This window comes from Phaeovulum sp. W22_SRMD_FR3 (assembly GCF_052113705.1).
Lineage (GTDB): Bacteria > Pseudomonadota > Alphaproteobacteria > Rhodobacterales > Rhodobacteraceae > JBGQOG01.
The window spans coordinates 246,403-272,793 of record NZ_JBGQOG010000006.1 but is presented as its reverse complement, the minus strand read 5'-3'; the positions used below and the strand labels follow the sequence as shown (position 1 = coordinate 272,793).

The 26,391-nt window shown below is 58.5% G+C and carries 27 protein-coding genes and 1 pseudogene; 18 read left to right on the top strand and 10 right to left on the bottom strand.

Translation table 11 applies throughout. The annotated features are described in order from the left end of the window. Positions 1–6: 6 nt before the first annotated feature. The 4 genes from ACEN2S_RS10905 to ACEN2S_RS10890 form a co-directional block, all read right to left on the bottom strand. Positions 7–2,340, bottom strand: a complete 2,334-nt coding sequence (locus tag ACEN2S_RS10905; protein ID WP_441866090.1) for a heavy metal translocating P-type ATPase — start codon at positions 2,338–2,340, stop codon at positions 7–9. A 138-nt stretch (positions 2,341–2,478) separates the two neighbouring features. Further along, on the bottom strand, positions 2,479–3,150 hold the full coding sequence (locus ACEN2S_RS10900; RefSeq protein ID WP_441866088.1) for a TVP38/TMEM64 family protein: 672 nt from the start codon (positions 3,148–3,150) through the stop codon (positions 2,479–2,481). Between the two features lies 1 nt (position 3,151). Then, the gene (locus ACEN2S_RS10895) at positions 3,152–3,328 is read right to left on the bottom strand and encodes a hypothetical protein (RefSeq protein ID WP_441866086.1); all 177 of its coding nucleotides are present in this window, start codon (positions 3,326–3,328) and stop codon (positions 3,152–3,154) included. A gap of 394 nt (positions 3,329–3,722) precedes the next feature. Next, on the bottom strand, positions 3,723–4,598 hold the full coding sequence (locus ACEN2S_RS10890) for a DUF305 domain-containing protein (RefSeq protein ID WP_441866084.1): 876 nt from the start codon (positions 4,596–4,598) through the stop codon (positions 3,723–3,725). 159 nt (positions 4,599–4,757) lie between these two features. On the opposite strand from ACEN2S_RS10890, the gene ACEN2S_RS10885 reads away from it, so the two are divergent. The 6 genes from ACEN2S_RS10885 to ACEN2S_RS10860 all read left to right on the top strand — a co-directional run bounded on the left by ACEN2S_RS10885 (position 4,758) and on the right by ACEN2S_RS10860 (position 9,621). Then, positions 4,758–5,150 carry a hypothetical protein gene (locus ACEN2S_RS10885; RefSeq protein WP_441866082.1) on the top strand — a complete coding sequence of 131 codons (393 nt, stop codon included), beginning with the start codon at positions 4,758–4,760 and terminating at the stop codon, positions 5,148–5,150. Between the two features lie 291 nt (positions 5,151–5,441). Beyond that, a complete protein-coding gene (locus ACEN2S_RS10880) occupies positions 5,442–6,902 on the top strand; it encodes a TolC family protein (protein ID WP_441866080.1) in 1,461 nt (486 codons plus the stop codon). A 23-nt stretch (positions 6,903–6,925) separates the two neighbouring features. Next, positions 6,926–8,290 carry a multicopper oxidase family protein gene (locus ACEN2S_RS10875; RefSeq protein ID WP_441866157.1) on the top strand — a complete coding sequence of 455 codons (1,365 nt, stop codon included), beginning with the start codon at positions 6,926–6,928 and terminating at the stop codon, positions 8,288–8,290. Between the two features lie 45 nt (positions 8,291–8,335). Beyond that, a complete protein-coding gene (locus ACEN2S_RS10870; protein WP_441866078.1) occupies positions 8,336–8,809 on the top strand; it encodes a cupredoxin domain-containing protein in 474 nt (157 codons plus the stop codon). A gap of 28 nt (positions 8,810–8,837) precedes the next feature. Further along, positions 8,838–9,119 (top strand): copper-binding protein, encoded by a 282-nt coding sequence (locus ACEN2S_RS10865; protein ID WP_441866076.1) that lies wholly within the window; start codon positions 8,838–8,840, stop codon positions 9,117–9,119. 67 nt (positions 9,120–9,186) lie between these two features. Then, complete coding sequence (locus ACEN2S_RS10860; protein WP_441866074.1) at positions 9,187–9,621, top strand: c-type cytochrome; 435 nt, start codon at positions 9,187–9,189, stop codon at positions 9,619–9,621. A gap of 121 nt (positions 9,622–9,742) precedes the next feature. Here ACEN2S_RS10860 and ACEN2S_RS10855 read toward each other — a convergent pair whose 3' ends face one another. The 3 genes from ACEN2S_RS10855 to ACEN2S_RS10845 form a co-directional block, all read right to left on the bottom strand. Next, positions 9,743–10,384 carry a transmembrane anchor protein gene (locus ACEN2S_RS10855; protein ID WP_441866072.1) on the bottom strand — a complete coding sequence of 214 codons (642 nt, stop codon included), beginning with the start codon at positions 10,382–10,384 and terminating at the stop codon, positions 9,743–9,745. 13 nt (positions 10,385–10,397) lie between these two features. Further along, positions 10,398–11,054 (bottom strand): HupE/UreJ family protein, encoded by a 657-nt coding sequence (locus tag ACEN2S_RS10850; protein WP_441866070.1) that lies wholly within the window; start codon positions 11,052–11,054, stop codon positions 10,398–10,400. Positions 11,055–11,185: 131 nt separating this feature from the next. After that, positions 11,186–11,545 (bottom strand): hypothetical protein, encoded by a 360-nt coding sequence (locus ACEN2S_RS10845; RefSeq protein WP_441866068.1) that lies wholly within the window; start codon positions 11,543–11,545, stop codon positions 11,186–11,188. A gap of 65 nt (positions 11,546–11,610) precedes the next feature. Between ACEN2S_RS10845 and ACEN2S_RS10840 the strand changes: the two genes are divergently transcribed. Continuing rightward, a complete protein-coding gene (locus ACEN2S_RS10840) occupies positions 11,611–11,883 on the top strand; it encodes a metal-sensing transcriptional repressor (RefSeq protein WP_441866066.1) in 273 nt (90 codons plus the stop codon). Between the two features lie 9 nt (positions 11,884–11,892). Continuing rightward, the gene (locus ACEN2S_RS10835) at positions 11,893–13,209 is read left to right on the top strand and encodes an MFS transporter (protein WP_441866064.1); all 1,317 of its coding nucleotides are present in this window, start codon (positions 11,893–11,895) and stop codon (positions 13,207–13,209) included. A gap of 144 nt (positions 13,210–13,353) precedes the next feature. Here the strand turns inward: ACEN2S_RS10835 and ACEN2S_RS10830 are convergent. Then, positions 13,354–13,656 (bottom strand): annotated as a pseudogene (locus tag ACEN2S_RS10830) (integrase core domain-containing protein); the annotation flags it as partial. A gap of 85 nt (positions 13,657–13,741) precedes the next feature. Continuing rightward, positions 13,742–14,020 (bottom strand): hypothetical protein, encoded by a 279-nt coding sequence (locus ACEN2S_RS10825; protein WP_441866062.1) that lies wholly within the window; start codon positions 14,018–14,020, stop codon positions 13,742–13,744. A gap of 297 nt (positions 14,021–14,317) precedes the next feature. Between ACEN2S_RS10825 and ACEN2S_RS10820 the strand changes: the two genes are divergently transcribed. From ACEN2S_RS10820 to ACEN2S_RS10810, 3 genes are read left to right on the top strand one after another with little or no spacing between them, the layout of a single operon-like run. After that, complete coding sequence (locus ACEN2S_RS10820) at positions 14,318–15,511, top strand: ABC-three component system protein (protein WP_441866060.1); 1,194 nt, start codon at positions 14,318–14,320, stop codon at positions 15,509–15,511. Beyond that, positions 15,508–15,996, top strand: coding sequence for a three component ABC system middle component (locus ACEN2S_RS10815; protein ID WP_441866058.1), 489 nt, complete (start codon positions 15,508–15,510; stop codon positions 15,994–15,996). Before ACEN2S_RS10820 ends, ACEN2S_RS10815 begins: the two co-directional genes overlap by 4 nt. Then, a complete protein-coding gene (locus ACEN2S_RS10810) occupies positions 15,993–17,936 on the top strand; it encodes a DUF3732 domain-containing protein (protein WP_441866056.1) in 1,944 nt (647 codons plus the stop codon). The genes ACEN2S_RS10815 and ACEN2S_RS10810 overlap by 4 nt, the downstream gene beginning before the upstream one ends. A gap of 998 nt (positions 17,937–18,934) precedes the next feature. Here ACEN2S_RS10810 and ACEN2S_RS10805 read toward each other — a convergent pair. Continuing rightward, positions 18,935–20,305 carry an aminotransferase-like domain-containing protein gene (locus ACEN2S_RS10805; RefSeq protein ID WP_441866054.1) on the bottom strand — a complete coding sequence of 457 codons (1,371 nt, stop codon included), beginning with the start codon at positions 20,303–20,305 and terminating at the stop codon, positions 18,935–18,937. A gap of 272 nt (positions 20,306–20,577) precedes the next feature. On the opposite strand from ACEN2S_RS10805, the gene ACEN2S_RS10800 reads away from it, so the two are divergent. The 7 genes from ACEN2S_RS10800 (at position 20,578) to ACEN2S_RS10770 (ending at position 26,293) form a co-directional block, all read left to right on the top strand. After that, positions 20,578–21,060 (top strand): MSMEG_0572/Sll0783 family nitrogen starvation response protein, encoded by a 483-nt coding sequence (locus ACEN2S_RS10800; RefSeq protein ID WP_441866052.1) that lies wholly within the window; start codon positions 20,578–20,580, stop codon positions 21,058–21,060. A gap of 77 nt (positions 21,061–21,137) precedes the next feature. Further along, a complete protein-coding gene (locus tag ACEN2S_RS10795) occupies positions 21,138–22,121 on the top strand; it encodes a Nit6803 family nitrilase (protein WP_441866050.1) in 984 nt (327 codons plus the stop codon). Then, positions 22,114–23,214 (top strand): MSMEG_0568 family radical SAM protein, encoded by a 1,101-nt coding sequence (locus tag ACEN2S_RS10790; protein WP_441866048.1) that lies wholly within the window; start codon positions 22,114–22,116, stop codon positions 23,212–23,214. The genes ACEN2S_RS10795 and ACEN2S_RS10790 overlap by 8 nt, the downstream gene beginning before the upstream one ends. Continuing rightward, the gene (locus ACEN2S_RS10785) at positions 23,214–23,759 is read left to right on the top strand and encodes an MSMEG_0567/Sll0786 family nitrogen starvation N-acetyltransferase (protein WP_441866046.1); all 546 of its coding nucleotides are present in this window, start codon (positions 23,214–23,216) and stop codon (positions 23,757–23,759) included. Before ACEN2S_RS10790 ends, ACEN2S_RS10785 begins: the two co-directional genes overlap by 1 nt. Next, the gene (locus ACEN2S_RS10780) at positions 23,756–24,730 is read left to right on the top strand and encodes a sll0787 family AIR synthase-like protein (RefSeq protein ID WP_441866044.1); all 975 of its coding nucleotides are present in this window, start codon (positions 23,756–23,758) and stop codon (positions 24,728–24,730) included. Before ACEN2S_RS10785 ends, ACEN2S_RS10780 begins: the two co-directional genes overlap by 4 nt. Continuing rightward, positions 24,723–25,010, top strand: a complete 288-nt coding sequence (locus ACEN2S_RS10775; RefSeq protein ID WP_441866042.1) for an MSMEG_0570 family nitrogen starvation response protein — start codon at positions 24,723–24,725, stop codon at positions 25,008–25,010. The genes ACEN2S_RS10780 and ACEN2S_RS10775 overlap by 8 nt, the downstream gene beginning before the upstream one ends. 11 nt (positions 25,011–25,021) lie before the next feature. After that, positions 25,022–26,293 (top strand): MSMEG_0569 family flavin-dependent oxidoreductase, encoded by a 1,272-nt coding sequence (locus ACEN2S_RS10770; protein WP_441866040.1) that lies wholly within the window; start codon positions 25,022–25,024, stop codon positions 26,291–26,293. Positions 26,294–26,391: the final 98 nt, after the last annotated feature.

The following is a 26,391-nucleotide window of genomic DNA, read 5'->3' as shown; positions in this document are numbered from 1 at the left end:
TGTTTTTTACAGATCAACCCGCCGCAAGCGCAGCGCGTTGGTGATGACGGAGACTGAGGACAAGCTCATCGCCGCTGCCGCAATCATTGGCGACAGCAGCAGTCCCGTGACCGGATAAAGCAGCCCAGCCGCGATTGGCACGCCGACAGCATTGTAGGCAAAGGCGAAAAACAGGTTTTGCTTGATATTGCGCAAAGTGGCTCGGGCCAGTTTTCTTGCCCGCACGATGCCCATCAGGTCACCGCCCAAAAGCGTGATGCCAGCACTTTCCATCGCCACATCTGCGCCGGTCCCCATGGCTATACCAACATCTGCTGCCGCCAAAGCGGGCGCGTCATTTACCCCGTCACCTGCCATTGCGATTTTGTGCCCGTCACGGCGCAATTGGTCTATCAGGTTCTTTTTGTCCTCGGGCAAGACACCTGCCCGCACCTCGTCAATACCAAGTTTGCTTGCTACCGCCTGCGCGGTGCGTTCATTGTCGCCTGTCGCCATGATGACGCGCAGGCCTTGCGCATGCAGCGCCTTGATGGCCTGCGCGGTGCTTTCCTTGATCGGGTCAGCCACCGCCACGATGCCAGCAATCGCGCCATCCACGGCGACGAACATCGCGGTCTTGCCCTCAGTCCGCATCGCATCCGCCTTTTCCTCGGCCTGCGCCGTGTCCAAGCCCATTTCTTGCATCATTGCCGTGTTGCCAAGGGCCACAGCGCGGCCGCCAACAGTGCCGCGCACGCCTTTGCCGGTAACGGACTCGAAATCCGCAGCTTCTTGCCGGTCAGCACCTTGCGCTTCGGCTCCCTCGACAATGGCCTCGGCCAAGGGATGTTCCGAGCCGCGCTCAAGAGCGGCGGCCATTGACAGAAGGTCGGACTCAGTGACGTCTCCAAGCGCAACGATATCGGTCAGCTTTGGCTTGCCCATGGTCAGCGTGCCGGTTTTATCCACGATCAACGTATCTACGCTTGCCATACGTTCCAGCGCTTCGGCATCCTTGATCAGCACGCCTGCCTGTGCCCCGCGTCCGGCCGCCGTAGTGATTGAAATCGGGGTGGCAAGACCAAGCGCGCAGGGGCAGGCAATGATCAGCACCGAAACTGCGGAGGCGATGGCATAAACCAGCGCAGGCTCTGGCCCAAAGATCATCCAGACAACAAAGGCCAGAAGTGCCGTGCCCACCACAGTCGGCACAAACACCGCCGACACCCGGTCAGCCATGCCTTGGATCGGCGCACGTGAGCGGCGGGCGTTCGACACCATCGCCACGATCTGCGCGAGCACCGTGTCAGACCCGACCTTGCCCGCCTCAATGACCAAAGACCCGTTTTTGTTGATCGTAGCCCCAGTCACGGCATCTCCTGCACCCTTTTCAACGGGCATGGATTCGCCTGTCAGCATGCTTTCATCCAGATTGGACCGCCCCTCGATCACCACACCATCCACCGGGACGGCATCGCCGGGGCGCACACGAAGGCGGTCACCCTCCATGATGTTTTCCAGCGGGGCATCGTATTCGGTGCCGTCTGGCAGGATGCGCCGCGCAGTTTTTGGTGCAAGGTCAAGCAAGGCGCGGATAGCATCCCCTGTGCGCTCCCGCGCTCGCAACTCCAGCACCTGTCCCACGAAAACCAGCGTGATGATCACCACCGCCGCCTCAAAATACGTGCCGACGCCTTGGCCCATCCGGTAGGCATCGGGAAAGACGCCTGGCAGAAAGGTTGCCACGATTGAATAGAGATAGGCCGCCGCCACGCCAAGGCTGATCAGCGTCCACATGTTCGGGGATCGGTTGACCAGCGAGTCCCAACCACGCTTGAAGAAGGGCGCTGCGGCCCACAGAACAATTGGCGTCGCCAACACAAATTCCAGATAGCTAGCGATCTGATGGCCGATCCAATCACGCACCGGCAGGCCGACGAATTCCCCCATCGTCAAAACGATGAGCGGCACCGCTGCCGTCGCGGAAATCCACATCCGGCGCGTGAAATCTGTCAATTCTTCGCTGGGCTCGTCTGTTGGTAGCATCGGCTCCAGCGCCATACCGCAGATCGGGCAGGCACCGGGCGCGTCACGGACAATCTCGGGGTGCATCGGGCAAGTGTATTGCTTGTCAGCCGCTACCGTCTTCTTGCGATCTTTGGCGCGTCCCTGCGCATAGAACCATGGATCACCCCTGAATTTCGTCTGGCATTTGTCAGAGCAGAAATAGAAAGTCGCGCCCTCAGATTTTGCTTGGCGCGTCTCAGGTCCAACCACAACCGTCATACCGCAGACCGGATCCGTTGCCGTTTCAGCGCCCTCGGGGATCTTCGACAATGTGTGTGAATGATCATGTTCCATGGTGTCACAGCTTTCTGTTGGATTTCTTTGGCCTAAGCCATCCAGTAACTGGAAGCTCAAGCTTTATTCGTCGTCGCATTCGTCTATATGGTGCGAGCCGGACGCTGCCGCGCGAAAACACCTGCACCGCTTGCGCCATCAACTTTCCTTTTCGGTGTTTTGTCTCAACGCGACCCATAGCAGGGGCAATCCGGTGAGCAGTCCAAGTCCCAAGACCGCCCAAGTGGTGCGGCCCATGTCTCCGCTGATCGCTTCAACGCCAAAATGCGCAAGCACGAAGCTTGTTGGGATAATTCCTGCCAATGTTGCCACGGCGAAACGCCACAGATGCAGGCAACTTAGCCCTGCCGCATAGCTGATCATGTCAAAGGACACGAAGGGCATCAGGCGGCTGGCAAATACGGTCCGTGTCAGGGCGTTCTGCGACCCCAGTAACCCTGCATCAACCTTTGCACCGAACAGGCGCCGCAGCGCGTCGCGCCCGAGATTTCTGGCCAGCCCAAACGCGATCAGCGCGCCAAGTTCGGCACCTATGACTACCTGCACCGTGCCCCAGATGTGGCCATAGGCGGCACCAGCCGCCAAGGCTATCGGAGCGCTGGGAAGGGGGCTAACAACCACCGCGACAGTCATCAGACCGATGATCAACAAAGGTCCCCAGAGGCCCGCCCGCGCCACCATTGCCTCAAGCGCGTCTCGGTCCATAAGCTGACGGGCATCAGCCAATAGTGACGGCGCGAACCACCAAAGCGCAAGCATGGCGATCCCGAGAATTGCCATCGTTACAAGGAGGCCTCGGCGCAGGCTCATCTCAAATCTCCTCGACAGCCTTGGCTAAAAGGTCACGCACCTGACCCGCCACCGCATGCAGTGCCGCGTTATCAATTCCCTGCATTGAAGCTAAAGGATCAATCGCACTGACCTTCAGGCTGCCATCAACGGCTTCAAAACCAGCGCCCGTTATCAGGCGGTTGATTGTATAATCCATTATATTTCCTTTTGGGTTCATTTGCGCAGGTATTTGACCAACGCCGCGATTGCGAGGACGACCAAAACAAGGATGACGATCATCCATATCCAGCCGAAGCCCATTCCGTAACCATATCCGTTCATCATCGCTCTTACCTATCCTGTGATAGCTTCTTATCTGCTGATAAACACTGCTCAGGCCCATCTCGGGCAATCGCCGTTTGCAGCGTCGCGCGCAGATTTAAGCGTCGCATACCGCACAAGCGCCGTATCGTTTTCGCCGCGCCAGCGCTGTTATCCCTTCCGTTCGTTGCAAACGGAGATCGAAACCAATTGGAACTCTGGGCCTTCCAGCTACAGGAAGGTCAAGAGCATCACGAAAGAAGTGATCGCATATTGAGACGCAGGGATTTTCATAGCGACCCTGCCGCAGAACAGCGGACGTATCCGCGGTATCCGGTGTTCAGCCCTGCATCGAGGGTCATGGTCAGGTTTGCATCAACAGCCCTGTCAGATGGTGTGATTGCTAAACCATCAACTTGGCCCAAGGTCATCCGAACTCCATCGGCAGTGAACCCGCCAGAATTGTCACCGACCAATTTCACCAAATCACCACTGATCTTGAACAACGCGGTTTCTGCGCCGTCTATTTTTCCCACGACCAGCACTGGATGGCTGTCTGGCGTATAGCTGAAACGGCAGGTTTCCCCTTCAGGAAACAAGCGCGCTATTTCGTCATTTCTCATGAACTCCGGGTCAAGACCTGCCACTTCTGCGGTGGCCATCGCTTGGTCAAGCGTCACAATCTCTGCAGGCGCCGGATCGGGCAGGTCTTCTTTGATCCCATTCGCGTCAATATCATTGATAAGGTAGCGCATCTCTGCGATTTCCTTGTCTTGTGCAAAAATGATCCCGTCCGCCATCTTTCGCACACGCGCGTCCGCGATGTTGGCGCGACCTGATGTCATAATGGCAATCGAATGATGCGGGATCATCGCGCGCATGTAAGAGGTGTCGCCGACCGTCACTTGGCTGCGAACCAGCCACAGTGATCCGCCAAAAAACACCGCTGCCGCTGCAAATATCGCCAAGTTGACCGATTTGCTTGGATACATCGAAAACATGAAAGCCAACATGATGATCGCCATAACGGCTCCCATCAAAACGGCCATGTAAGCCCGCGTCTCAGACCAAAAAATATGGCTGAGCAAATAAGTGTTCAGATACATCAAACCGAACATGACCACCGTCGATGTCGAAATCATTGCAAAGAAACGTCCATAAGTCATTGTTTGTCCCCCGGATGGCTTGTTCTTTTAACAAAACGATCTTCCTAGGCTGGAGGGTTCCCAAAATTATTGAAATAGTGCCGGAACTCACGGGTTTGTCAGAAACCATTCAGGGAAGGAGGCGTTGACAGAGGGCCGAGCTTGCGCCATCGATGTTGCATGAAACAAGGGAATTCCATTGCAGGTGTGATCAAGGTGCTTGCGTGCCTTGTATTTGCGTTTGCCTTGGCGGTTTTCCCATCGACCTCGGCGCATGCGGCGATTGGTATTCATAGTGACCATTCTGAGGTCACACAAAGTGCTGGCCACACAGCCGAATTGGCCCATGCGCACGCCGCTACACAAATGGATTGCGACACAAGCACCGGAAAATCTTCTTCCGATACAGGCCTTCATCAATGCTGTGCGGGCATGTGTCTGGCGGCGATTCTGATTGATGGTTTTGCGTCGCCGCTTGCCGATGCCACGCCGCTTGACCCTGTTATGCTCCATTCGACGCTTGTCGCAGCTGATAGCAATGGCTTTTTGCGGCCTCCCAAACACCTGATCTGACCTCCGGCCCCGCGGGGTCGGCCTCTTTGCGCGGGCTCCGCGCGAATTGTCCTTTGATCAGGTAATACACATGAAATCCCAAATCCTAACCGGGGCTTGTGCCTTGGCGCTTGGTGCCTGTGCATCTACGCCAGCACCGCTTCCCGATACCACCGCCTTACAGGCCGCAAGCCTTCCTGGGGCCGCCGCTCCGCTGCGCGCCGCAGACCCGCTAGCCGGTTACACCTATCGCGCCCCGACCGGGCCGCGCGATTGGCGTGACGTCAATCAAGAACAGACGGAGGGCAACTGATGCGCCTCCTTAAAAACCCTTTGCTTATTGCGGGTCCGCTGTTGTTGAGCGCCTGTGTCGGGGCCGTTCCCGGCGCCTATACGAATAACAAAGCCGGATTTGCGGCCGTCTCGAGCCAAACCTCTGCGGCAATCGGAAAACAAACCGCCTTTGCCCAATCACAGGCTGAAAATGACGCCTTGCGCCAGCAGGTTCAGGCCTTGGTGCGCGGCAAGCGCATCGGTGCAGAAACCGCTGTTCAGGCGGCGCTATTCAGCAATAAGGGCCTTCAAGCCTCCTATGCCAACGTAGGGCTTTCTGCCGCAGAGGCTTGGCAGCAATCGACCCCAGAAAACCCTGTGGTATCAATAGGCCTACTAGGGATAGGCGCGCCCGAGCTGGGCGCATACCGTGCGATTGAGGGCTTGTTGCGGGTCAATGTTCTGGATGCCACAACGCGCAAACAGCGGGTCGCAATTGCCGATGCCGGCTTTCAGCAAGCCCAGCAATCGGCCGTTCATGACACGTTGGCGCTCGCCAATCAAACGCGGGTTGCATGGATCAACGCCGTCGCCGCGTTTGAAACGGTCAGCTATCTGACCCAAGCCAAGCGCACCTCGGATGCGGGGTCGGAATTGGCGCGTAAATTGGGCGAAACCGGTGCGCTGAACAAGGCGGGGCAAGCACGTGAGCAAGCCTTTAATGCGGAACTTGCGGGACAGGTTGCCATGGCACGGCTGAACGCAACCCGTGCGAAGGAGGAGCTGACACGGCTGATGGGGCTATGGGGTGATGATGTGAATTTCACCGTCCCCGATGCGTTACCCGCCTTGCCAAATTCGGTTGGCAAGATCCGCAATCTGGAGGCAAAGGCCTTGGCGAACCGCGTTGACCTCCGGATCGCAAAGCTGGGGCTAGAGGCACAAGCCGCAGCTTTTGGCCTGACCGACCAGACCCGGATCGTCAGCGATCTGGAGATTGTCGCAGGGGCCGAGTTGGAACGTGAGGTTGGCGATGACGGAGACATCGAAAAGGTCGTGACTCCGCAAGTCGAACTTGAGTTTGCCATTCCCATCTTCGATTCTGGCAAGGCGCGGATGCGCAAGGCCGAATTGTCCTATCTGCAAGCCGCCAATGTGCTGGCAGAAAAGGCCGTCAACGTGCGGTCCGAAGCACGCGGGGCGGAGGTTGCCTATCACGCGTCCTATAAAATCGCGCGCCATTACCGCGATGTCGTCGTGCCGCTGCGCACGACGGTCGAGGAAGAGGGCCTGCTGTCTTACAATGGCATGATCACCAACACATTCGAGCTTTTGACAGATGTGCGCGAAAAGCTTGCCGCACAGCTGGAGGCGGCAAATGCCAAGCGTGATTTCTACCTCGCGCAGGCCGAGCTGACAGCTGCGATCTATGGCGGCGGGTCGGGTGGTTCAGGGGCAAGCGAAGGCCCGGCAATCGCTGCTGGGGGGGCAGGCCATTGACCCAAAATTTGAAAGGATTTCCGATGTTGAACAGACGTCAATTGATCGGGGTAGGGGCAGCGGGTGCTGCGCTTGTATCCTCGCAAGCTTGGGGCAAGACCACGAATATGGGTCTGCCCGAGGCCGCCCAGATGGACAGCGCCAGCACGTTAATCACGCCGCGCCCCAATTCGGGGCCGGATTATACACCCGTGGTCACGCTGAACGGCTGGACCCTGCCGCACCGCATGAACGGCAACGTCAAAGAGTTCCACCTCGTCGCAGAACCTGTGGAACGCGAGCTTGCCGATGGCATGATCGCCCATCTTTGGGGCTATAACGGCCAATCCACCGGCCCCACGATTGAGGCCGTGGAAGGCGACCGCGTGCGCATTTACGTCACCAACCGCCTGCCGGAACATACCACGGTGCATTGGCACGGGCTTATCCTGCCGTCTGGCATGGACGGGGTTGGTGGGCTGTCGCACCCAGGCATTCCACCCGGCAAGACCTATGTTTATGAGTTTGATCTGACCAAATCAGGCACTTTTATGTATCACCCGCATGCGGATGAGATGGTGCAGATGGCGATGGGGATGATGGGGTTTTTCATCGTTCATCCCAAAGACCCGACGTTCATGCCCGTGGACCGCGATTTCCTGATCATGCTCAACGCATATGACATTGATCCCGGCACCTATGTTCCACGGATCATGACCATGACCGATTTTAACCTCTGGACATGGAACAGCCGGATCTTCCCAGATATCGACCCGCTGGTGGTCAACCGTGGCGATCGCGTGCGGGTGCGGGTTGGCAATCTGACCATGACCAACCATCCGATCCACATGCACGGCTATGATTTCAAGGTTACCTGCACCGATGGCGGCTGGGTGCCCGAAAGTGCGCAATGGCCGGAGGTGTCGATCGACATTCCGGTTGGCGCAATGCGGGCCTATGAATTTGTGGCCGACCATCTTGGGGATTGGGCGATCCATTGTCACAAATCCCACCACACAATGAATGCGATGGGCCATGATGTGCCGACATTCATTGGCGTCGACAAAAAGCCGCTGACCCAGAAAATCCGTGAATTCCAGCCGGAATACATGCCGATGGGCACCGCTGGCATGGCCGATATGGGCGTTATGGAAATGCCGCTGCCTGACAACACCATCCCGATGATGACCGGTTGGGGGCCATATGGCCCGATTGAAATGGGCGGCATGTTTTCGGTTGTGAAGGTCCGCGAAGGCATTGGGCCCGACGATTACTCCGACCCCGGTTGGTATGAAAATCCACCCGGCGAACAAGCCTATGAATGGACAGGCGAGTTGCCTGAATTCGCCACCAATACCAACCCGAAAACCCAGATTACGCCTCGCCCAGCGTCTGCGGACAAAGGCTAACCCCGAACGGCCCTGAATGGGCCACCCGATATACAGGAACACAAAATGAAACTTACCCTTGCGACGACCCTTCTCGCCTTGACCCTCTCCCCTGCCTTTGCGGGCGGCACCCACGGCGGTGGCCATGGTGAGATGATGGAAGTGGGCATGCCTGCCAAAATGACTGGCAACATGACCAAAGTCAGCGTTTCGCTGGTCGAAACCGACGACGGCGAAATGCTGTTTGAACCGCGCGAGTTCGCTTTCAAGGCCGGTGAAACCGTGCAGTTCACCATTACCAATGATGGCGAGCAAGAGCATGAGTTTGTCATGGATACCTTGGACAACAATGCCAAGCACAAGAAGGTGATGGAGCAATTCCCGGAGATGGAACATGACGACCCCAACGCAATCCGCCTGCAACCCGGCGAAAAGGGCACCATCGTGTGGACCTTTGCGAACGCGGGCGGCTTTGAGTTCGCTTGCCTTATCCCCGGTCACTACGAGGCCGGAATGCACGGCGCGCTGACCGTCAACTAATCCCCAAACCCAACCAAAGGACGATCCAATGAACATTTTCAAAACACTCTCGCTGGCAACTTTGGCTTTGGCGGCATCGCTGTCGGTCGCTGCGGCCGAAACCTACACCAAAGGCACCATCAAAAAGCTGGACGCCAACGCTGGCAAAGTCACCATTATCCACGAGGAATTGGTTGATCTTGGCATGCCCGCGATGACGATGGTGTTCCGCGCCGATGAGACGATCATCGCCAAATTGGCTGAAGGCAAAGATGTCGAGTTTCTGGCCGACCGTGTGAACGGCAAGCTGACTGTGACAGCCCTGAAGTAACGCTCAAATGGGGCGTTGGGTTTCCCTCAGCGCCCCAAGTTCGCGCGTCAATATGAAAGAGACCGACATGAATAAACTGGCACTTCTGTTTGCTGCCATAGCCCTTGCAACCGGCACTTGGTATGTGGTGCAATCAAAATCCGATAACACCAATAATACCGCCGCCGCTCCACTTACGGATGGCGCTATGGTTACGGTTTCACTGCCGACACGGTTGACGGAACAAGAGCAAATGGGAAACCGCGCCTATGATGCGGTGTGTGCGGCCTGCCACGGCGCCAATGCACAAGGTCAGGAAGGCGTTGCCCCACCTTTGATCCACCGCATTTATGAACCGAGCCATCACGGGGATATGGCTTTTGTCATGGCCGCCCAAAACGGCGTTCGGGCGCATCATTGGAAATTTGGCGATATGCCACCAGTAGAAGGCGTCACCAACGCGGATATTCTGAACGTTGTGGCCTATGTGCGGGCCTTGCAGCGTGAAAACGGGATAAACTGACTGGAGATCGCCGCAAGATATCGGGCATGCGCGAACCACTTTATGTCCGGTGCGATCCTGATGGGCAAAGCGTGCCGCGGAAAATGGCCTCTACCACGCAGGCAGAGGCCATCTTTTTTTCTTATGGCAATTTCATCTCGCTGTAATCGCCGCGCACGTAGAGCTTTACAGTCACGTCCTGCTCGCCCCGGTTGCGCCAGAACCAGCCGTGATTGCCAGTGAATGCGGCAGTTAGGATACCTTCATCGTCAGCAACGGCACGGCCCTTTTCGTAGCTGATGTTTTCCCCACCAACGTCGCCGTGCAGATCGAAGTTGACGACGCCATTCTCAACGACCCAGCGAAACTCAGCCACTGCGCCGTCTTCCATAACGAGCTTGACCTCGGTCCCTTCGCCCGGCGTAAGGGTGACGCTGAATTGATCCGTCCATTCTGGTTCTGCGGTCTGTGCATGAGCTGTGCCGACAAAGAAGCTAAATAACCCACCGCCGAGACTGGACTGCTGTTTGCTAGAGCCACTGTTTTGTAGCTCCTGAAGACGGTCGGCTTCGGCCTCTTCAGCAAGTTGGCCTTTGATCTCACCCATTTCAGCAAGCCCGATGGCCTTGCCTACGCCGGTGGGGTCGATTCCATATTCCGAGGGCAAGACGACGGTGATGAGAATAACGATGGCCGCGGCGGCGGCGGCGATCGTGGATTTGATAAGCTGCGCAGATGTTGGCAGCTCATCAAGGTTTGGTTTGTTTCCGTTATGCATTTTCATAGTCTCCAAAATTTCAACCGACGAAGTAGCCTGTCATCTGCATTCCAAACAGAATGAAGCCGGCGGACATCATCACGACATTTGCGGTATAGGCATGTTTCCAAAAGCTGGTGGTCTTGCGCCAATAGCCCATGACAATCAGAATCATAGCTAGGGCGATCAACTGACCGATCTCGACGCCTACATTGAAGGCCAGCAGGTTTGGTATCAGGCCGTCCTGTGCGATCTCATATTCCAGAATCTTGGTCGCCAGACCCAGCCCGTGGAAGAAACCGAAGAGCAACGTTGCAGCTTTGGTATTAGGTTGGAAACCGAACCACCGCTGGTAAGCCCCCAGATTGTCGAGCGCCTTGTAGACCACCGACAGTCCGATGATGGCGTCGATCAGGTAGGCGCTGACATTCCAGCCGAAATAGACACCGGCCAGCATTGTTGTTGAGTGGCCGATGGCAAATAGGCTGACGTAGAGGGCAACGTGCTTCATTTTGTAGAGGAAGAAGACGACGCCAAAGAGGAACAGCAGATGGTCATATCCGGTGACCATGTGCTTGGCCCCCAGATACATGAAGGGGATCAGCTTCATGCCGCTGACCTCTTGGATATAGCCCTTGTCACCTTCGGTGACAGCATGAGCATAGGCCGTGGTCGCGAAGGCGAGTAACGCCAGCATGACCATTGCCATAAGGATCAGGGATTGCCGCAAAGGATGCGACAAAGGCCCCGACCCATAGGATCGGTTGTTTATCATTGTAATTTTCCGCTTTGTGAAAGGAGTTGATAGTTACGTCTTTGGACGCAATTTCATCCTCGCGGAGGTCGATCCAGATCGGCGATACTATGACTGGGCAATGCGCTATTGGCGATGCGCCAGTTAGAGCGGGTCGGCATCATCGTCCCAGATGCTTTGCGATCGGGGAGGAATGCGACATTGTGATCGTGGTCGGCCACATCATGGCCGTGGCCATGGTATGCATCCAATACACTGACCACTTCTTCGTGGGCATGACCATGCTCCGCGATCTCGGTTTGATGATCCGTCACGATCTGTGTGAGTTCAGGCATATCATGTGCCGCAATCCGTGCGTTGGATACCAACAGCATAGAGACCGCCAAAACGACGGTCAGCATAAGCCTGACATGAAATCCGATCTGCTGTCTCATTTTACCCGCAGTTTGCGGGTTAAGGCCCGCTTGCTTTATCCCCCCAGGGGGGTTACGCCTGTCTTATGACAGATCACCACACCCATGCAACCCACCCCGATATCGTAAAGCGGCTGAAACGTGCCAATGGTCACCTTCAGAGCGTTATCGCGATGATCGAAGGTAATAGACCCTGCACCGATATCGCCCAGCAACTCCATGCGGTTGAAAAGGCAATCCTGCAAGCCAAGCGTACGTTAATCCAAGACCACATCGATCACTGTCTTGATGAGGCGATTGCTGGAACGGGTGACACATCCGCTGTGGCAGACTTCAAGGCCATCACAAAATACCTTTGAGGGATCAACATGCTCGCAGTCCTTGCCGACCGCACCTATCGCCATCTGTTTCTGGCGCAGATCGTGGCCTTGCTTGGCACTGGGCTTGCGACCATCGCACTCGGTCTTTTGGCCTATGATCTGTCGGGTGAGCGGGCGGGTCTGGTTCTAGGCACGATTTTCACGATCAAGATGGTGGCCTATGTGGGGATCGCCCCCATCGCGGGGGCGTTTGCAAATCGCTGGCCCAGGCGGGGGATGCTGGTCAGTCTCGATTTGATCCGGGCGGCGGTGGCCCTTTGTTTGCCGTTCGTGAGCGAGGTCTGGCAGGTCTATATCCTGATCTTTGTGCTGCAATCGGCCTCTGCCGCGTTCACGCCGACATTTCAGGCAACCATCCCCGATATCCTGCCCGAAGAAGACCGTTATACCCGCGCGCTATCCCTGTCGCGGTTGGCCTATGACTTGGAGAACATCATTAGTCCGATGTTGGCTGCGATCCTTCTGGCCGTCGTCAGCTATCATGTCTTGTTCGTCGGCACAGTGATCGGCTTTGTTGGCTCGGCCTTGCTGGTCGTGTCCGTGATGCTGCCCAGCCCACAACCATCGGCGCCAAGAGGCATCTATGATCGCACCACACGTGGCATGCGGATTTACCTCGCCACACCGCGTCTTCGAGGGTTGCTGTCGCTCAACCTCGCGGCGGCAGCAGCTGGTGCGATGGTTCTGGTAAATACTGTGGTGCTGGTCCGCTCACATCTGGGGCTGGGAGACACGCAAGTGGCGATTGCACTCGGCGCATTTGGCGGTGGTTCCATGCTGGCAGCACTGCTTTTGCCCCGTCTACTGGACGGCCGCCCAGACCGCCCCGTGATGATCGGCGGTGCGGCGGTGCTGGTCACCGCTTTACTGGGCCTGTCCCTCATGTCGATGACCTATAGTCTGCAATGGGTCCCGCTTCTTGTAGGCTGGCTAATCATAGGGATTGGGTATTCGGTCGTGTTGACCCCGTCAGGGCGGTTGCTCAAACGATCCGCACATGCCGAAGACCGACCTGCAGTTTACGCCGCTCAATTTGCGCTGTCTCATGCCTGTTGGCTTGTCACCTATCCACTTTCTGGGTGGTTGATTACGGTAGCCGGGCCAACGACTGCATTTGCCGTGCTTGCATTGCTGGCCGCGGCCGGGATGGCCGGCGGGGTCATTCTTTGGGCGCAAGACGATACAGGAACAATTGAACATACTCATGCTGACCTACCAGTAGATCACCCACATATTCTCCTTGGCCGATCACATAGCCATCCGATCGTCATTGATGACCAACATCCTCATTGGCCACGTGCGTAATTTCTGAAAAGCGGCCGTTGAAATAAAATTGGTGAACGGCAGCAGTTTCCCGCACGGCCAAGCCCGAGGTGTAAGCGTCTTGCGTGACTGTCCTATGTCGTAGTTTGAAACGCCCCGCGTTTGCCGGAGATCTAAAGCTTCATTTCACGCGACCATATCGAGCACGACGCACTTTGCATAGCTGTTCTCTTCAGCTACTGCTGGTGGGATGTTCCCGATTGGGCCATGCGGGCGCCTGTTGTTTAACCAATCGACCCAGCTGAAGGTGGCCTTTTCCATATCCTGCATGTGACGCCACCGGCCCAGACGATCGACCAGCTCAGTTTTGTAGCGCACATTGATCGTTTCCGCGAGGATGTTGCCATAGGCATCGCCAACGCCCGCGACTGATGGCCCGAAGCCAGCTTCAGACAAGCGCTCAGTGTAGCCTGTGGACAAATATTGCCCTGCCACTACTCGGCAGGGCCATTTGCGCTGAATCTCGCGTTGATCCTTGGTCATAGAACATCTCCTTAGCCCGGAACCCCCGAGCTTAATGAAAATGTTCCACAAGTAACGGCATTCCTACACAACCAGCGTTGAGCGCTCTCAGGTTTGGGTGGTCGGTTGCGATGTCATCTGCATGCATCCAGATGTCGTGCATGGGATAAAACTTCTGAGAAGCGACGGGGGCGCCAAACGTCTTGATCTCGCAGTCGTCGGCTTCTTGAAGGAGATGCAGAGATCCCCAGAACAAGCTGTCGTCGAGCAATAACGGGTTTTCCAGATTGGCCGCTTTTGGGAAGCCACAAACCAGCAGTTGGTTAGCCACGCGCGCTCCCAAATCTCTGACCGCATCAAAAGGTAGGAAAAGCGGAACCGCTTCAGCGGGCTCAAGGATCTTTCATCAAATGCGCTGACGCTAAAAGCAGATAGGGCGCACGCCCATAGCGAATGGATGGCAGATACCCTCTATATTCAGCGTGGCAGCGCAATGGCTAATTTCATACTTCGTTGATTTCTATTGATTTGAGAAGCCACAAGCCCCACAATTTTGGCTGTTGAATTAGTAAAAAGGACTTGATTTGAAATTGGACACGATATCCTTGGTTGTGCCGGGCGCGGTTAAATGATGGGTGCCACGTCACAGTTCTCTGCGGCAGAACCCGGTTTGGGTTACATTTATCAATCGAGGTATGCACTACTTCGAATGTTTGACCTGCCTGAGGACTGTGAAGTCTATATTGAGCGTAACGACGACGTGGAATTCGTCTTGGCAGACGGTCGGGTAACACTGGGGTCACTAAAACACAAAGCTGTGGGCGATCGACTGTCCGACCTTTCTGTGGATTTTTGGAAATCAGTTCGTGTCTGGGTGAATTATTACAAGTCGGCTGGTGCAGCCGGTTCCAGCACTAGGTTCATACTTTATAGCACCGCTAGTGTATCCGCTGGGTCGTTTTTAGAGTATTTCGTTCGCGACGGTGGTCTGGGTGAGACTCGTGCCGCTGCAGCCGCCGCCGCGCTCGCTTCCAGCACGTCGGCGGAAATCGGTAAGGTGAAGGCCGACCTCAAATTACTCACGGAAATAGAGGCGCAGGACTTCTATGACCGCATTACTATCTCGCCGAGCACCCCGCGCATCGATGACATCCCAACGCTAATTGATCAACGATTGCGCACGATCAGAAAAGAGGACCGAAAGGCACTCTTTGAGAGGCTGGAGGGTTGGTGGTCAGATTTAGTAATCCGCGCGCTCACGGAAAAGGAGCGAAAGGCCATCAAGGTTCAAGAGGTATTCGACCAGCTGGTGCTACTAGCCGAACAGTTCAAAGCAGACAATTTGCCCATCGATTTGCGAAACAAGCAGCCCGATAATATTGACCCGTCGAACGATAAGCGCACTTTTGTGGTTCAGCTCCACGCCCTGAAGCTTTCGGATCAAAGGATAAGGCACGCGATCATCGACTATTATCGCGCATTCGAGCAGCGTTCTATCTGGGCGCGCGCACATTTGATTGTAGCCGGCGAAATCGAAGATTATGAAGAGCGACTGGTCGAAGAATGGGATCGGCATAAGGCAATCCTCTATGAGAATATCACGGAGACAAGCCAGGAAGACGCCTGCATCGAAGCTGGAAAAGCACTTTACCTTTGGGCGTTGAATGAAACCCCGCATCTTCGAATTCGCGAGAGGGTAAATGAAGGCTATGTCGTGCGAGGTGCATTCCAGATGCTAGCCAATGATCGACCTATACCAAGAGTTCACTGGCATCCTAGGTTTCTTGAGCGCCTTGCCAAAATTTTAGGGACAGCGGCATGAAGCAATGGGATAGGCGACCTATAGAGGTGCGAAACCTTTTCAATCCGGGATTCTGTGGCCTGGTCCTATACAGAGCCATGGCTGCGTTTCAAGAAATCGACGCTAAGGGCATGCCGTTCTCGATGTCATTGCTGATACTTCCTTTGGCGTTGCAGCGGCAGTCGCGTGAGGTCATCCAACGTGGGAATAGGAATTTTTTACTGAAAATCATCGCTGATCACCCCGAGTTGCAGGTCGATTTTGGCCAACGCTGCACGGATATGTTCCCTTTTACGCTTGAAGCTTTGGGAGTGCTCAGCAGCGTTGGCACGATGAGCGTTCAGGCTAATGGAAGACTGACCACTGTGAACGATGGCGTAAAGAAGACCATCTCGGGCACAGATGAGACCAAAGCAACTCAACGTGCCGCGGTGTTTTTAGGCAAAGAGTTCGCGCGCATTGGCCAAAGCAGCACCATATATTCGACTTTGGGAATTCGACCATGAAAATCAAATCCATCCACATCTACAGTGATGATGGCCGTCGGCGCGATGTGAAATTTCATGACGGGCTGAATATCATCACAGGTCGGTCCTCCACAGGAAAATCCGCCCTCTCCGAAATTATCGAGTATTGCATGGGCAGATCGACCTTCAATGTCCCAGAAGGGGTAATACGAGACAAAGTGGCTTGGTATGCGGTCATATATCGGTTCCATGGCGAGGAGGTTTTGGTTGCGAAGCCCGCGCCTTCGCCGGGCGCCCTGAGTGCAAGCGCCGTTATGCTCAGACGTGGCGCAGATGTCATGCCCCCCGAGCCGGATGAACTCATGGTCAACGATAATGATAACGGAATAGCGTCGCTGCTGTCGCAACTGCTGGGAATTCCTGAGAACGCCACCGAGGTCCCAATCGAGAACAGCCGCGAAAGCTACGACGCGAATATCAAGCACACGCTTTACTACCTGTTTCAGAAGCAGGGGATTGTCGCGAACAAGGACCAGCTGTTCTACCGTCAGAATGAGGATTATCAGCCCCAAGCCATAAAAGACACGCTGCCGATTCTGCTTGGCGTATCTGGCCGAGATAAATTTACGTTGGAGGCGCAATTACGCACCGCTCAACGTGGACTTCGGCTGAATACGAAATTGGTCAATCAGGCTAAGGATGCGTTGGATAATTCGGAACAGCGTGCGATCGGGCTGCTTTCCGAAGCCAGAGCAGTAGGTATTCCTCTTCATGGGGAGGTTGAGATTAAAGTCACGGAAATGCTTCGACAAGCACTGAATTGGCAGCCGCAATCAATACCTGATGACGACAGTGACCGCGTATCATTGATAGAGAACGAATTGGCGTCAATGCGAGACCGTCGTCGCATTATCCAAAGGCAAATGGAAAGTGCGGAACAGTTTGCGAAACGGGCGAATGGTTTCGAGGGAGAGGTTATCGAACAGCGCGACCGGCTCACATCGATCAATGCGCTTCCATTCAACAAGGCGACTGGCGAATGGCAATGGCCCTTTGCTCAGGCAAATCTAGGAATCGAAACGCCAATTGCAAAAGCAATGTTGGCTGAGTTGGAAAATCTTGAGCGGGAACTTTCTGCCGTAACCGGCGAACGACCGGCCCTCGAAGCTTTTCTGCTGGGCCTGCGAAAAGAGGTTGGCATCCTGACCGACAGCATGCGCAACAAAGAACTGGAGTTGTCTTCCGCCATCCAAGCCAATGAGATTATCGCCCAGATGGGTAGCAGGAACAACGCAGCGTCCCGCGTTGTTGGTCGTGTGAGCCTTTTCTTGGAAAATTTGGTCACCGACAGCGAGCTGGATCGTTTATTGAGCGAGGAACGACGGCTCAAGGCGCACATTTCGGATATCGAGGAGCAACTTGGCGCGGACGATTCTGAATCCAAGCTGGCAGCGACCCTAAGTAACATCGCCATGTATATGTCGGGTTACATCAAGAATTTGAACGGTGAGTTCAGTCAATATCCTGCAAGGTTGGACCTACACAACCTTACGGTCGTGATCGACCGGCCTGGTCGACCGGTCTACATGAATAAATCTGGCGGAGGTGCAAGCCATCTTGCTTATCATCTAGCAGCACTCCTTTCACTTCATCGTTTTGCTTCTGACTATGATCAGCCTATACCTCGGTTTTTGGTGATTGATCAGCCGACGCAAGTATATTTTCCCTCCGAGAGCGCGTATAGGGATGCTGGTGGCTCGGTCGCTCAGACAGAGCAAGATGCAGATATTGATGCAGTTCGGCGCCTTTTTGAAGTGCTCAAACGCTTCACAATCGATGATGTGCCCGGCTTTCAACTAATTGTAACGGAACACGCCAATCTTAGGGACGCTTGGTTTCAGGAAGCCATCGTTGAGGAACCTTGGACGAAACCGCCCGCTCTCGTGCCTGACGATTGGCCAGACATGCCACTGAGCTAGGCACGGGATATTCCGACCTACCTGAGTGTTTCTAGATAAATGAGCTATTCCGGCGCTTTCTGAAGAATTTGGCGAAGGGTTCTGCGGCGTTGATTTCGCGGGGTTTGATCAAGGAAGCGATGCGGCCTCATGCACATGAAAATCTGCATTCTATAAAGCGATTATCGTTGACACACGGGGTTTCATACAAAGGCAAGTATTTATGAAGTCGAGCTCCCGCAACCATCGATACCGACCCAATACCGACAAAAACCCCCGCAACACGCGGGGGTTTTGTCGTTTGGGTTCCCGACATCAACGCCACATCAGCCAGACAGCAGAGAAACCGCAACCGCAGGCATAGGACGCCCTACGGGGCAGGTCAGCCCGCGGGTAACTCGCCGTTGCGCGACTCCGGTTCCCGCATCACTGCCCGTGGTTCTCGCGATGATCGACGATGAACCCGACCAACCCTTCGACCGGCGGCCGAGCATCTCACGCAGCGCGCGAAGTGATCCCGCATTGCGCTCGATCATCGAAGAATTGGCTGACGCCTTTCGGTGGATCTCGTGGGCCTGGCACAGCTCCCGCTTCTCCCGTGCCAGCGCCTTCAGACGCTCGCAGTTCCCGGAAGGGATGCCAGCGCGCCTGACGCTATCAACCTTGGCCTTCTTGACCCGGTCTGCGGCCCGCCGCCGATCTTCAACGCGATCGGCATGACGGCGTGGCAACGCGGTCCGTGCTGATCCGTATAGTGGAGGACCCAGCGCACACCGCGCGCGGGCACGTCGGGGGGAAACTTGCTCGGCGTCTCCGCGACACCCCCTTCGGGCGGGACCCGACAAATGACCCGGTACCTGCAGAACGAGGGGCACGGCGCGCGCCCCTGCGCATCGCCATATGCTGTGAAGACTGCGGCACCTGCCTCTCCGCCATCCGGCCCCGGGGGCGGGGTGGGGGCAGTCCCGCCCCTAACGGGGCGCGGCTCTGTGCCCCGGTCCGTCCGGCAACGCGCGGGGTCACCCCATATAGGTGTCCGGAACCATGGCATGCGAGAGAAACAGCAAGCCCGACTGCAGCGCATCCCGGGTGATCGAGCCGCCAAGACAGACCCGCACATGCTCATCCGGGGTGCCGCCGACGGTGAAAGCATCCGAGGGCATGATGCCGATATGCCGCCCCGCCATCCGCGCAATCACATCAGCCCGGCCCGAGCCTTTGGGCAGCCGCAGCCAGATGTTGAACGCATTCTCGGCGGCGGTGAACTCAAACCCGTCCAGGACCTCGGCGGCCACCTTTTGCCGCGCGGCACTTTCCTGCCGGATGAAGCGGCGGATGCGGTCGGCGGTGCCATCCTCAACCCAGCGCGTGGTCAGCGCCATCGGCAAGGGCGAGGGCATGACCGAGATCGCCCGCAGCGCCTGCGCCAGCGCATAGGCATCCTTGCCCGAGGGCGCGACGGTATAGGCCAGCCGCAGCCCGGCGCCGATGCATTTCGCCAGACCGCCGATGTGCCAGGTCAGATCGGGGGCCGACACCGCGAGCGGGGCAGGGGCCTTGGCGGGGATGAACCCATAGGCATCATCCTCGATCAGCGGCAATCCGTGCCGGTTGAGGATCGCGCTGACCTCCAGCCGCCGGGCGGTGGGCATGGTCAGGGTGGTCGGGTTCTGCAGCGTCGGATTGAGATAGAGCGCGCGGGGGCCATGCGCCCGGATCGCCGCCTCCAGCGCGTCGGGCAGGATGCCGTCGGCATCCATCGCAATCCCCTCCAGCCGCACCCGCATCCGCGCGGCGAGGTTGCGGATGCCCGGATAGGTGATGTTCTCGCACAAGACCGTGTCGCCGGGGTTGGTGAGGATCGACAGAATAGCGAGCATCGTCGGATGCGCGCCCGGGGTCACCGCGATCCGCTCCAGCCGGGGCACCATGCCGCGCAGCGACAGCCAGGTTGAGGCGGCGATCTTGTCTTTTTCGCTGCCCACCGCCGATTGATAGCGCAGGAGCGGGATCAGATTGGCCGAGACATAGCCCATCCCCTCGCGCATTTTCTCCAGAAGCGCCGGATCGGTCGGCTCCGGCGGCATGTTCATCGACAGGTCTTCTTCGCCCTCGCGCAAAGGATCGGCGCTCTGATCCGCGGGGGCCGTGCCGGTGATAAAGGTGCCGCGTCCGACCTGACTGTCGACCAGCCCACGGGCCTGTGCCTCGGAATAGGCGCGTGAGACGGTGGTGAAATCGATGCCAAGACTGGCCGCCAGCCGCCGCTGCGGCGGCAGGCGGTCGCCGGGCGCGAGGGAGCCTGCACGAATGTCGGTGGCAATCGCATCCGCAATCGCCAGATAGCGCGGTTTGCCGTTGTTGCTCAGGGTCGGAAGCCAGTCGGTCATCGGTTTCTCCAGTCTGCTGCCGTTCTATCGTGCTGATTCCCGAAACTGAAGCGGATTGTATGGATTGCTGTTCGGCGCGCGGATCTGACGCGCGCCAGAACCGGGCGCAGGGTTCTGGTCGAGGCTATTTTCTGAGCGCACGCCGCCGTGCTGCAAAAATATTATGCGCGAATGTACGATATATGATGCCATTATTGTATGTAGATTGTTTTGTTTATTGATCCATACACTACACCCGATCATCAAAAGGCATCACCAACATGGAGAGCAAGATGCCGACAGTCACTCAGGAAGCGCATAAAGATGGCGATTACTTCGTCGATTACGAACAAAAGGTCTTTGAGGATGTGAAGGCCGATGCGGGCGAGAAGGCGCTGGTGACCTTTCACACCGTGGCCTTTGAGGGCTCGATCGGGCTGGTCAACATCCTGAACGCGATCCGGTTGCAGCGCAAAGGCTATGAGACCTCGATCCTGCTTTACGGCCCCGGCGTGACGCTGGGCATTCAGCGCGGCTTTCCGACGCTGGGCGATGAGGCCTTTCCGGGCCATCTGAATTTCAACAACAATCTCAAACGCTTCATGTCCGAGGGCGGCAAGGTCTATGCCTGCCGCTTCGCCCTGCAGGCGCTCTATGGCCATGGCGAAGCCGCGCTGATCCCGGGCATCACGCCGATCGCGCCGCAAGACGTGCTCGACTGCATCTTGCTGCACAAAAAGGCCGATGCGGTGATCCTCGACACCTGGACGGTCTGAGCACCGCGCCCCGCGATATCCAGACGCGGGGGCCGCAGCTCTGGCCCCCGCATGTCCCCCGCAGCCCGGAGAACCCCATGCGTACTGATACCATTCGCGCCGCCGCCGTGCAGATCGCGCCCAACCTTGCGGGCCGCGCGGGCACCATTGAGCGGGTGCTGAACGCCATCGCCGAGGCGGCGGAGAAGGGCGCGGAATTCATCGTCTTTCCCGAGACCTTCGTGCCCTATTATCCCTATTTCTCTTTCGTATTGCCGCCGGTGCAGCAGGGCGCCCCGCATCTGGAGCTGTACCAAGAGGCGGTCACCGTCCCCTCGGCTGAGACCCGCGCCGTGGCCGAAGCCGCGCGCCGCCGCGGCGTGGTGGTGGTGCTGGGGGTGAATGAGCGCGACAATGGTTCGCTCTATAACACCCAGCTGATCTTTGACGCCGATGGCAGTCTGGCGCTGAAGCGTCGCAAGATCACCCCGACCTATCACGAGCGGATGGTCTGGGGGCAGGGCGACGGCGCCGGGCTGAAGGTGGTCGAGACCAAGGTGGGCCGCGTCGGCGCGCTGGCCTGCTGGGAGCATTACAACCCGCTCGCCCGTTACGCGCTGATGACCCAGCATGAGGAAATCCATGCGGCGCATTTCCCGGGCAGCCTCGTCGGGCCGATCTTTGCCGAGCAGATCGAGGTGACGATGCGGCATCATGCGCTGGAGGCGGGCTGTTTCGTGGTCAATGCCACCGGCTGGCTGACCGAGGAACAGATTGCCGAAATCCATCCCGATCCGGCGCTGCAAAAGGGTCTGCGCGGCGGCTGCATGACCTGCATCATCTCGCCCGAGGGGCGGCATCTGGTGCCGCCGCTGACCAGCGGCGAGGGGATCCTGATCGCCGATCTCGACATGCGGCTGATCACCAAACGCAAGCGGATGATGGACAGCGTCGGCCATTACGCGCGGCCGGAACTCCTGCATCTGGTGCATGACACCCGCCCCGCCGTGACCCGCGCGGCGACGGAATTTCCGCCTGAAACCCCGGTGAAAACCCCGGCAGAGGAGAGCGAGAATGTCTGACTCCGCCCTGATCAACGATCTGCAAACCCACGGCATGCGGCTGGTGGATCCGCGCGCCGGACATGAGGCGCGGCGCGGTGGGGCCGGGCCCTCGGACCACAAGGCGGTGACGATTGGCGCGACCACGGTGATGGTGCCGGTGCACACCGCCCCCGCCTTTCAAAGCCCGTTTCTGGTCGAGGCGCCGGATGCCGATGGCCGCGCCCGGGTGACGCGGGATGGCGCGGAGGTCGCAAAGGTGCGGTTTCCGCAGCGCCCGCGTTTCTACGATCTGACCACCAAGGATGGTGTGCCCTATCACCAGATCGCCACCCTGCATGCGAAGGATGTGCTGGCAACAACGGTGTTGCAGAGCTGCATCCGCTATGAAAGCCGCAAGAAAACCTGCCAGTTCTGCGCCATTGGCCAAAGCCTCGCGGCGGGGCGGACCATCGCGCACAAAACCCCCGCGCAACTGGCCGAAGTGGCCAAGGCGGCGGTGGAACTGGACGGCGTCAAACATATGGTGCTGACCACCGGCACCCCACGCGGGTCGGACCGCGGTGCCGCGGTGCTGGCCGAGAGCGCGCGGGCGATCAAGGCGGCGGTGAACCTGCCCCTTCAGGCGCAATGCGAGCCGCCCGAGGATGACATCTGGCACCAGCGCATGTTTGACGCGGGCGTCGACAGTCTCGGGATGCATCTGGAGGCGGTGACGCCGGAGGTGCGCGCCCGGATCATGCCCGGCAAAGCCTCGGTGCCGCTTGAGAAATACTTCTCCAGTTTCGCGGCGGCGGTGAAGGTTTTCGGCCATGGTCAGGTCTCGACCTATATCCTCGCGGGGCTGGGCGACAGCGTTGAGGCCATTCTGGAAATGTCAGAAAAGCTTTGTGCGATGGGGGTTTATCCCTTTGTCGTGCCCTTCGTGCCGATCTCGGGCACGCCGCTGGAAAGTCATCCCGCGCCGCGGGCCGAGTTCATGGCCGCAATCTTGCAACCGCTCGGCCAGATGATCGTCCGCGCCGGAATGCGCTCCGGGGACATCAAGGCAGGCTGCGGCAAATGCGGCGCCTGCTCGGCGCTTTCCACCTATGAAAAGCTGCGGGGGGTCTGATGCAACAGGCACAGCAGCAGTTTCACAGCCCCGGCTATTACATCCGCGCCGCCAGCACGCCTTGGGAGCTGTTTGGCGCCGCCGATCTGCGCCGCCGGGTGTTTGTCGAGGAACAGGGAATTTTCACCGGCTCTGACCGCGATGAGATTGACCGCATCGCCACGCCGCTCGTCGCCCTCTCGACCTATGCGCATGAGGCGGATGCGGTGGTGGGCACGGTGCGCATTCATCAGCAGGAGCCGGGGCTCTGGTGGGGCTCGCGCCTCGCGGTGGACCGCGATTTCCGGCAGGTGGGGCGGCTCGGGGCCGAGCTGATCCGGCTGGCCGTGCGCACCGCGCAGACGCGGGGGTGCCATACTTTCCTCGCGCATGTGCAACGCCAGAATGTGGTGCTGTTCCGGCGTCTGCACTGGCAGCCCTTGGGAGAGGTCACGCTGCAGGGTGTGCCGCATATGAAAATGCAGGCGGATCTGGCCTATTATCCGCCGCTGAGCGACCCGGCGGCGGGCTGGTATCACCCGGTGCGGCGGGGGATCGGCGCATGATCCCGGACCCCGAAGCCCTCGCCGCCCGCCTGCGCGCGCATCCCGGCATCCGCTCAAAATTGGCCATCGGGCAGGCCACGGCTGCGCTGGGTCTGGCGGGGCACGCCACCGGGCAACCCGGCGATGACGCGGCGGTTCTGCCCCGCGCGGGCGGCTATGACCTCTTGGCGGGCGAGGGGTTTATCCCCGGCTTTGTGCAGGATGATCCGTGGTTTGCGGGCTGGTGCGGGGTGATGGTCAATCTCTCGGACATCGCTGCCATGGGCGGGCATGCGGTGGCGCTGATCGATCAGATCTGGGCCCCGGATGCGGCGACGGCGGCCCCGCTTCTGGCCGGGCTCCGCGATGCCGCTGCGGCTTACGGCGTGCCACTCGTGGGCGGACATACGAATTTCGCCGCCGGAGAGCTTAATCTCGCGGTCTCGGTTCTGGGCCGGGCGACGGCGCTGATCAGCAGCTTTGCCGCCCGCCCCGGTCAAGTGTTGATCGCGGTGCATGACCCGCGCGGCAGCTACCGCAACTTTGACAATTTCTGCGCCGCCCTCGCGGCACCGCCCGCCCGGTTGCGCGGCGATCTGGCGCTGTTGCCGGAACTGGCCGAGGCGGGCCTTGTGCGGGCGGGCAAAGACATCAGCCAGGGCGGCATCCCCGGCACTGCGCTGATGCTGGCCGAAAGCTCGGGCGTCGGGATCGAGATCGACCTCTCCCGCGTCACGCCGCCACCCGGCGTGCCGCTGGAGCGCTGGCTGCGCAGCTTCCCGAGTTTTGGCTTTTTGCTCACGGCCGCGCCGGAACAGGCCGACGAGATCTGCCGCCGCTTTACCGCGCGCGATCTGGCGGCGGCGGTGATCGGGCAGGTCACGCCCGGCAGCGCAGTCACGCTGCGGTCGGGCGCCAGCGCTGCCATCTTCTGGGACCCCAAAATCACCCCCTATCTCGGCCTTACCCAAAGGGAGCACGCAGATGCCTGAGACCTTTTTCACCCTGCGCTGGCCCGATGGCACGGTGGAGCGCTGCTATTCCCCCTCTGGCGTGGTGGCGGAACTCTTCAGCCCCGGCACCAGCTATCCGCTGAAGGATTTCCTCAACCGTGCCCGCATCGCGCTGGTGCGCGCCTCCAACCGTGTCGAGGCGAAATACGGCTTCGCCTGCACCAGCGCCATGGCCGAGCTGGACCGGATCGAGGCCCGCAGCGCCACATTCGAGGGCCAACCTGCAGCCATGGTCACCTGTCTCGAGATTTCGCAATGAAAGATACTCCCATGAAAAAACATGAGATTCCGCATGTTCCGGTGGTGATCGTTGGCGGCGGCCAAGCGGGCCTGTCGGTCAGCCACCAGCTGACGCAAAAGGGCATCGGCCATATCGTCTTTGAGCGCTACGGCAAGTTCCATTCCTGGCGCGAGAACCGCTGGGATACATTCTGTCTGGTGACGCCAAACTGGCAATGCCGGCTGCCGGATTTTCCCTATGCGGGCGATGATCCCGACGGTTTCATGCTTAAGGAGGAGATCACCGACTATCTTGATGCTTTCGCCGACAGCTTTGCGCCGCCGCTGCGGGAGAATGTGCAGGTGACCCGTGTGGCACCCGGGCTGAACGGCGGCTATGAGGTGGATACCTCCATTGGCGCCTGGACCTGCGATCAGGTGGTGATTGCGACGGGGGGCTATGACAATCCGATCGTGCCGCCCTATGCTGCGGATCTGGACCCGGCGATCACCCAGATGCATTCGGTTGACTACCGCCGTCCGGCGCAGGTGCCGCAGGGGGCGACGCTGGTGATCGGCACCGGGCAATCGGGCGTGCAGATCATGGAGGATCTGGTGCGCGATGGCCGCAAGGTGCATCTGGCCGTTGGCCCGGCCCCGCGCAGCCCGCGCAAATACCGCGGCCGCGACGCGACGGATTGGCTTTATGAGATGGGGCATTACGCGGTGACCATCGACCAGCACCCGGACCCGGTGAAGGCGATGACCCAGACCAACCACTATATGTCGGGCCGCGATGGCGGCAAGGAAATCGACCTGCGCCGCTTTGTGGTTGAGGATGGGATCTCGCTCTATGGCTCGGTGGCGGGGATGCAGGGCGGGCAGATCAGCTTTCTGCCGGATCTGGCGAAAAACCTCGACGATGCGGACAAAAGCTACCTCGGCATCCGCATGCAGATTGATGCCTATATCGCGCGTTCGGGCATCGAGGCCCCGGAAGAGCCGCCCTTCGTGCCGCTCTGGACGCCGGAGACCGAGGTGACGGCGATTGACGCGGCGGCGCTGGGGATCACTTCGGTGATCTGGTCCATCGGCTTTCGGCCGGACTATTCCTGGATCCATGTCGATGTGTTCGATGCGCGCGGCAAGCCGGTGTTTCACCGGGGCGTGACGCCGGTGCCGGGGTTCCATTTCATCGGGCTCGGCTGGCTGAACACCTGGGGATCGGGGCGTTTCCTCGGGATCGAGGAGGACAGCCGCTATCTCGCCGATGCGATCGAGGCGCAGCTGGCGGGGCAAGTGCTGCAAGCGGTGGCGCAATGACGCTGCGCGCGCTTGCCCAACCGGCATCCGTTGCGGCATCCGCTCCGGCATCTATTCCGGCATCCGTTGCGGTGCCGTCTCTGCCCGTCGCCCCACGC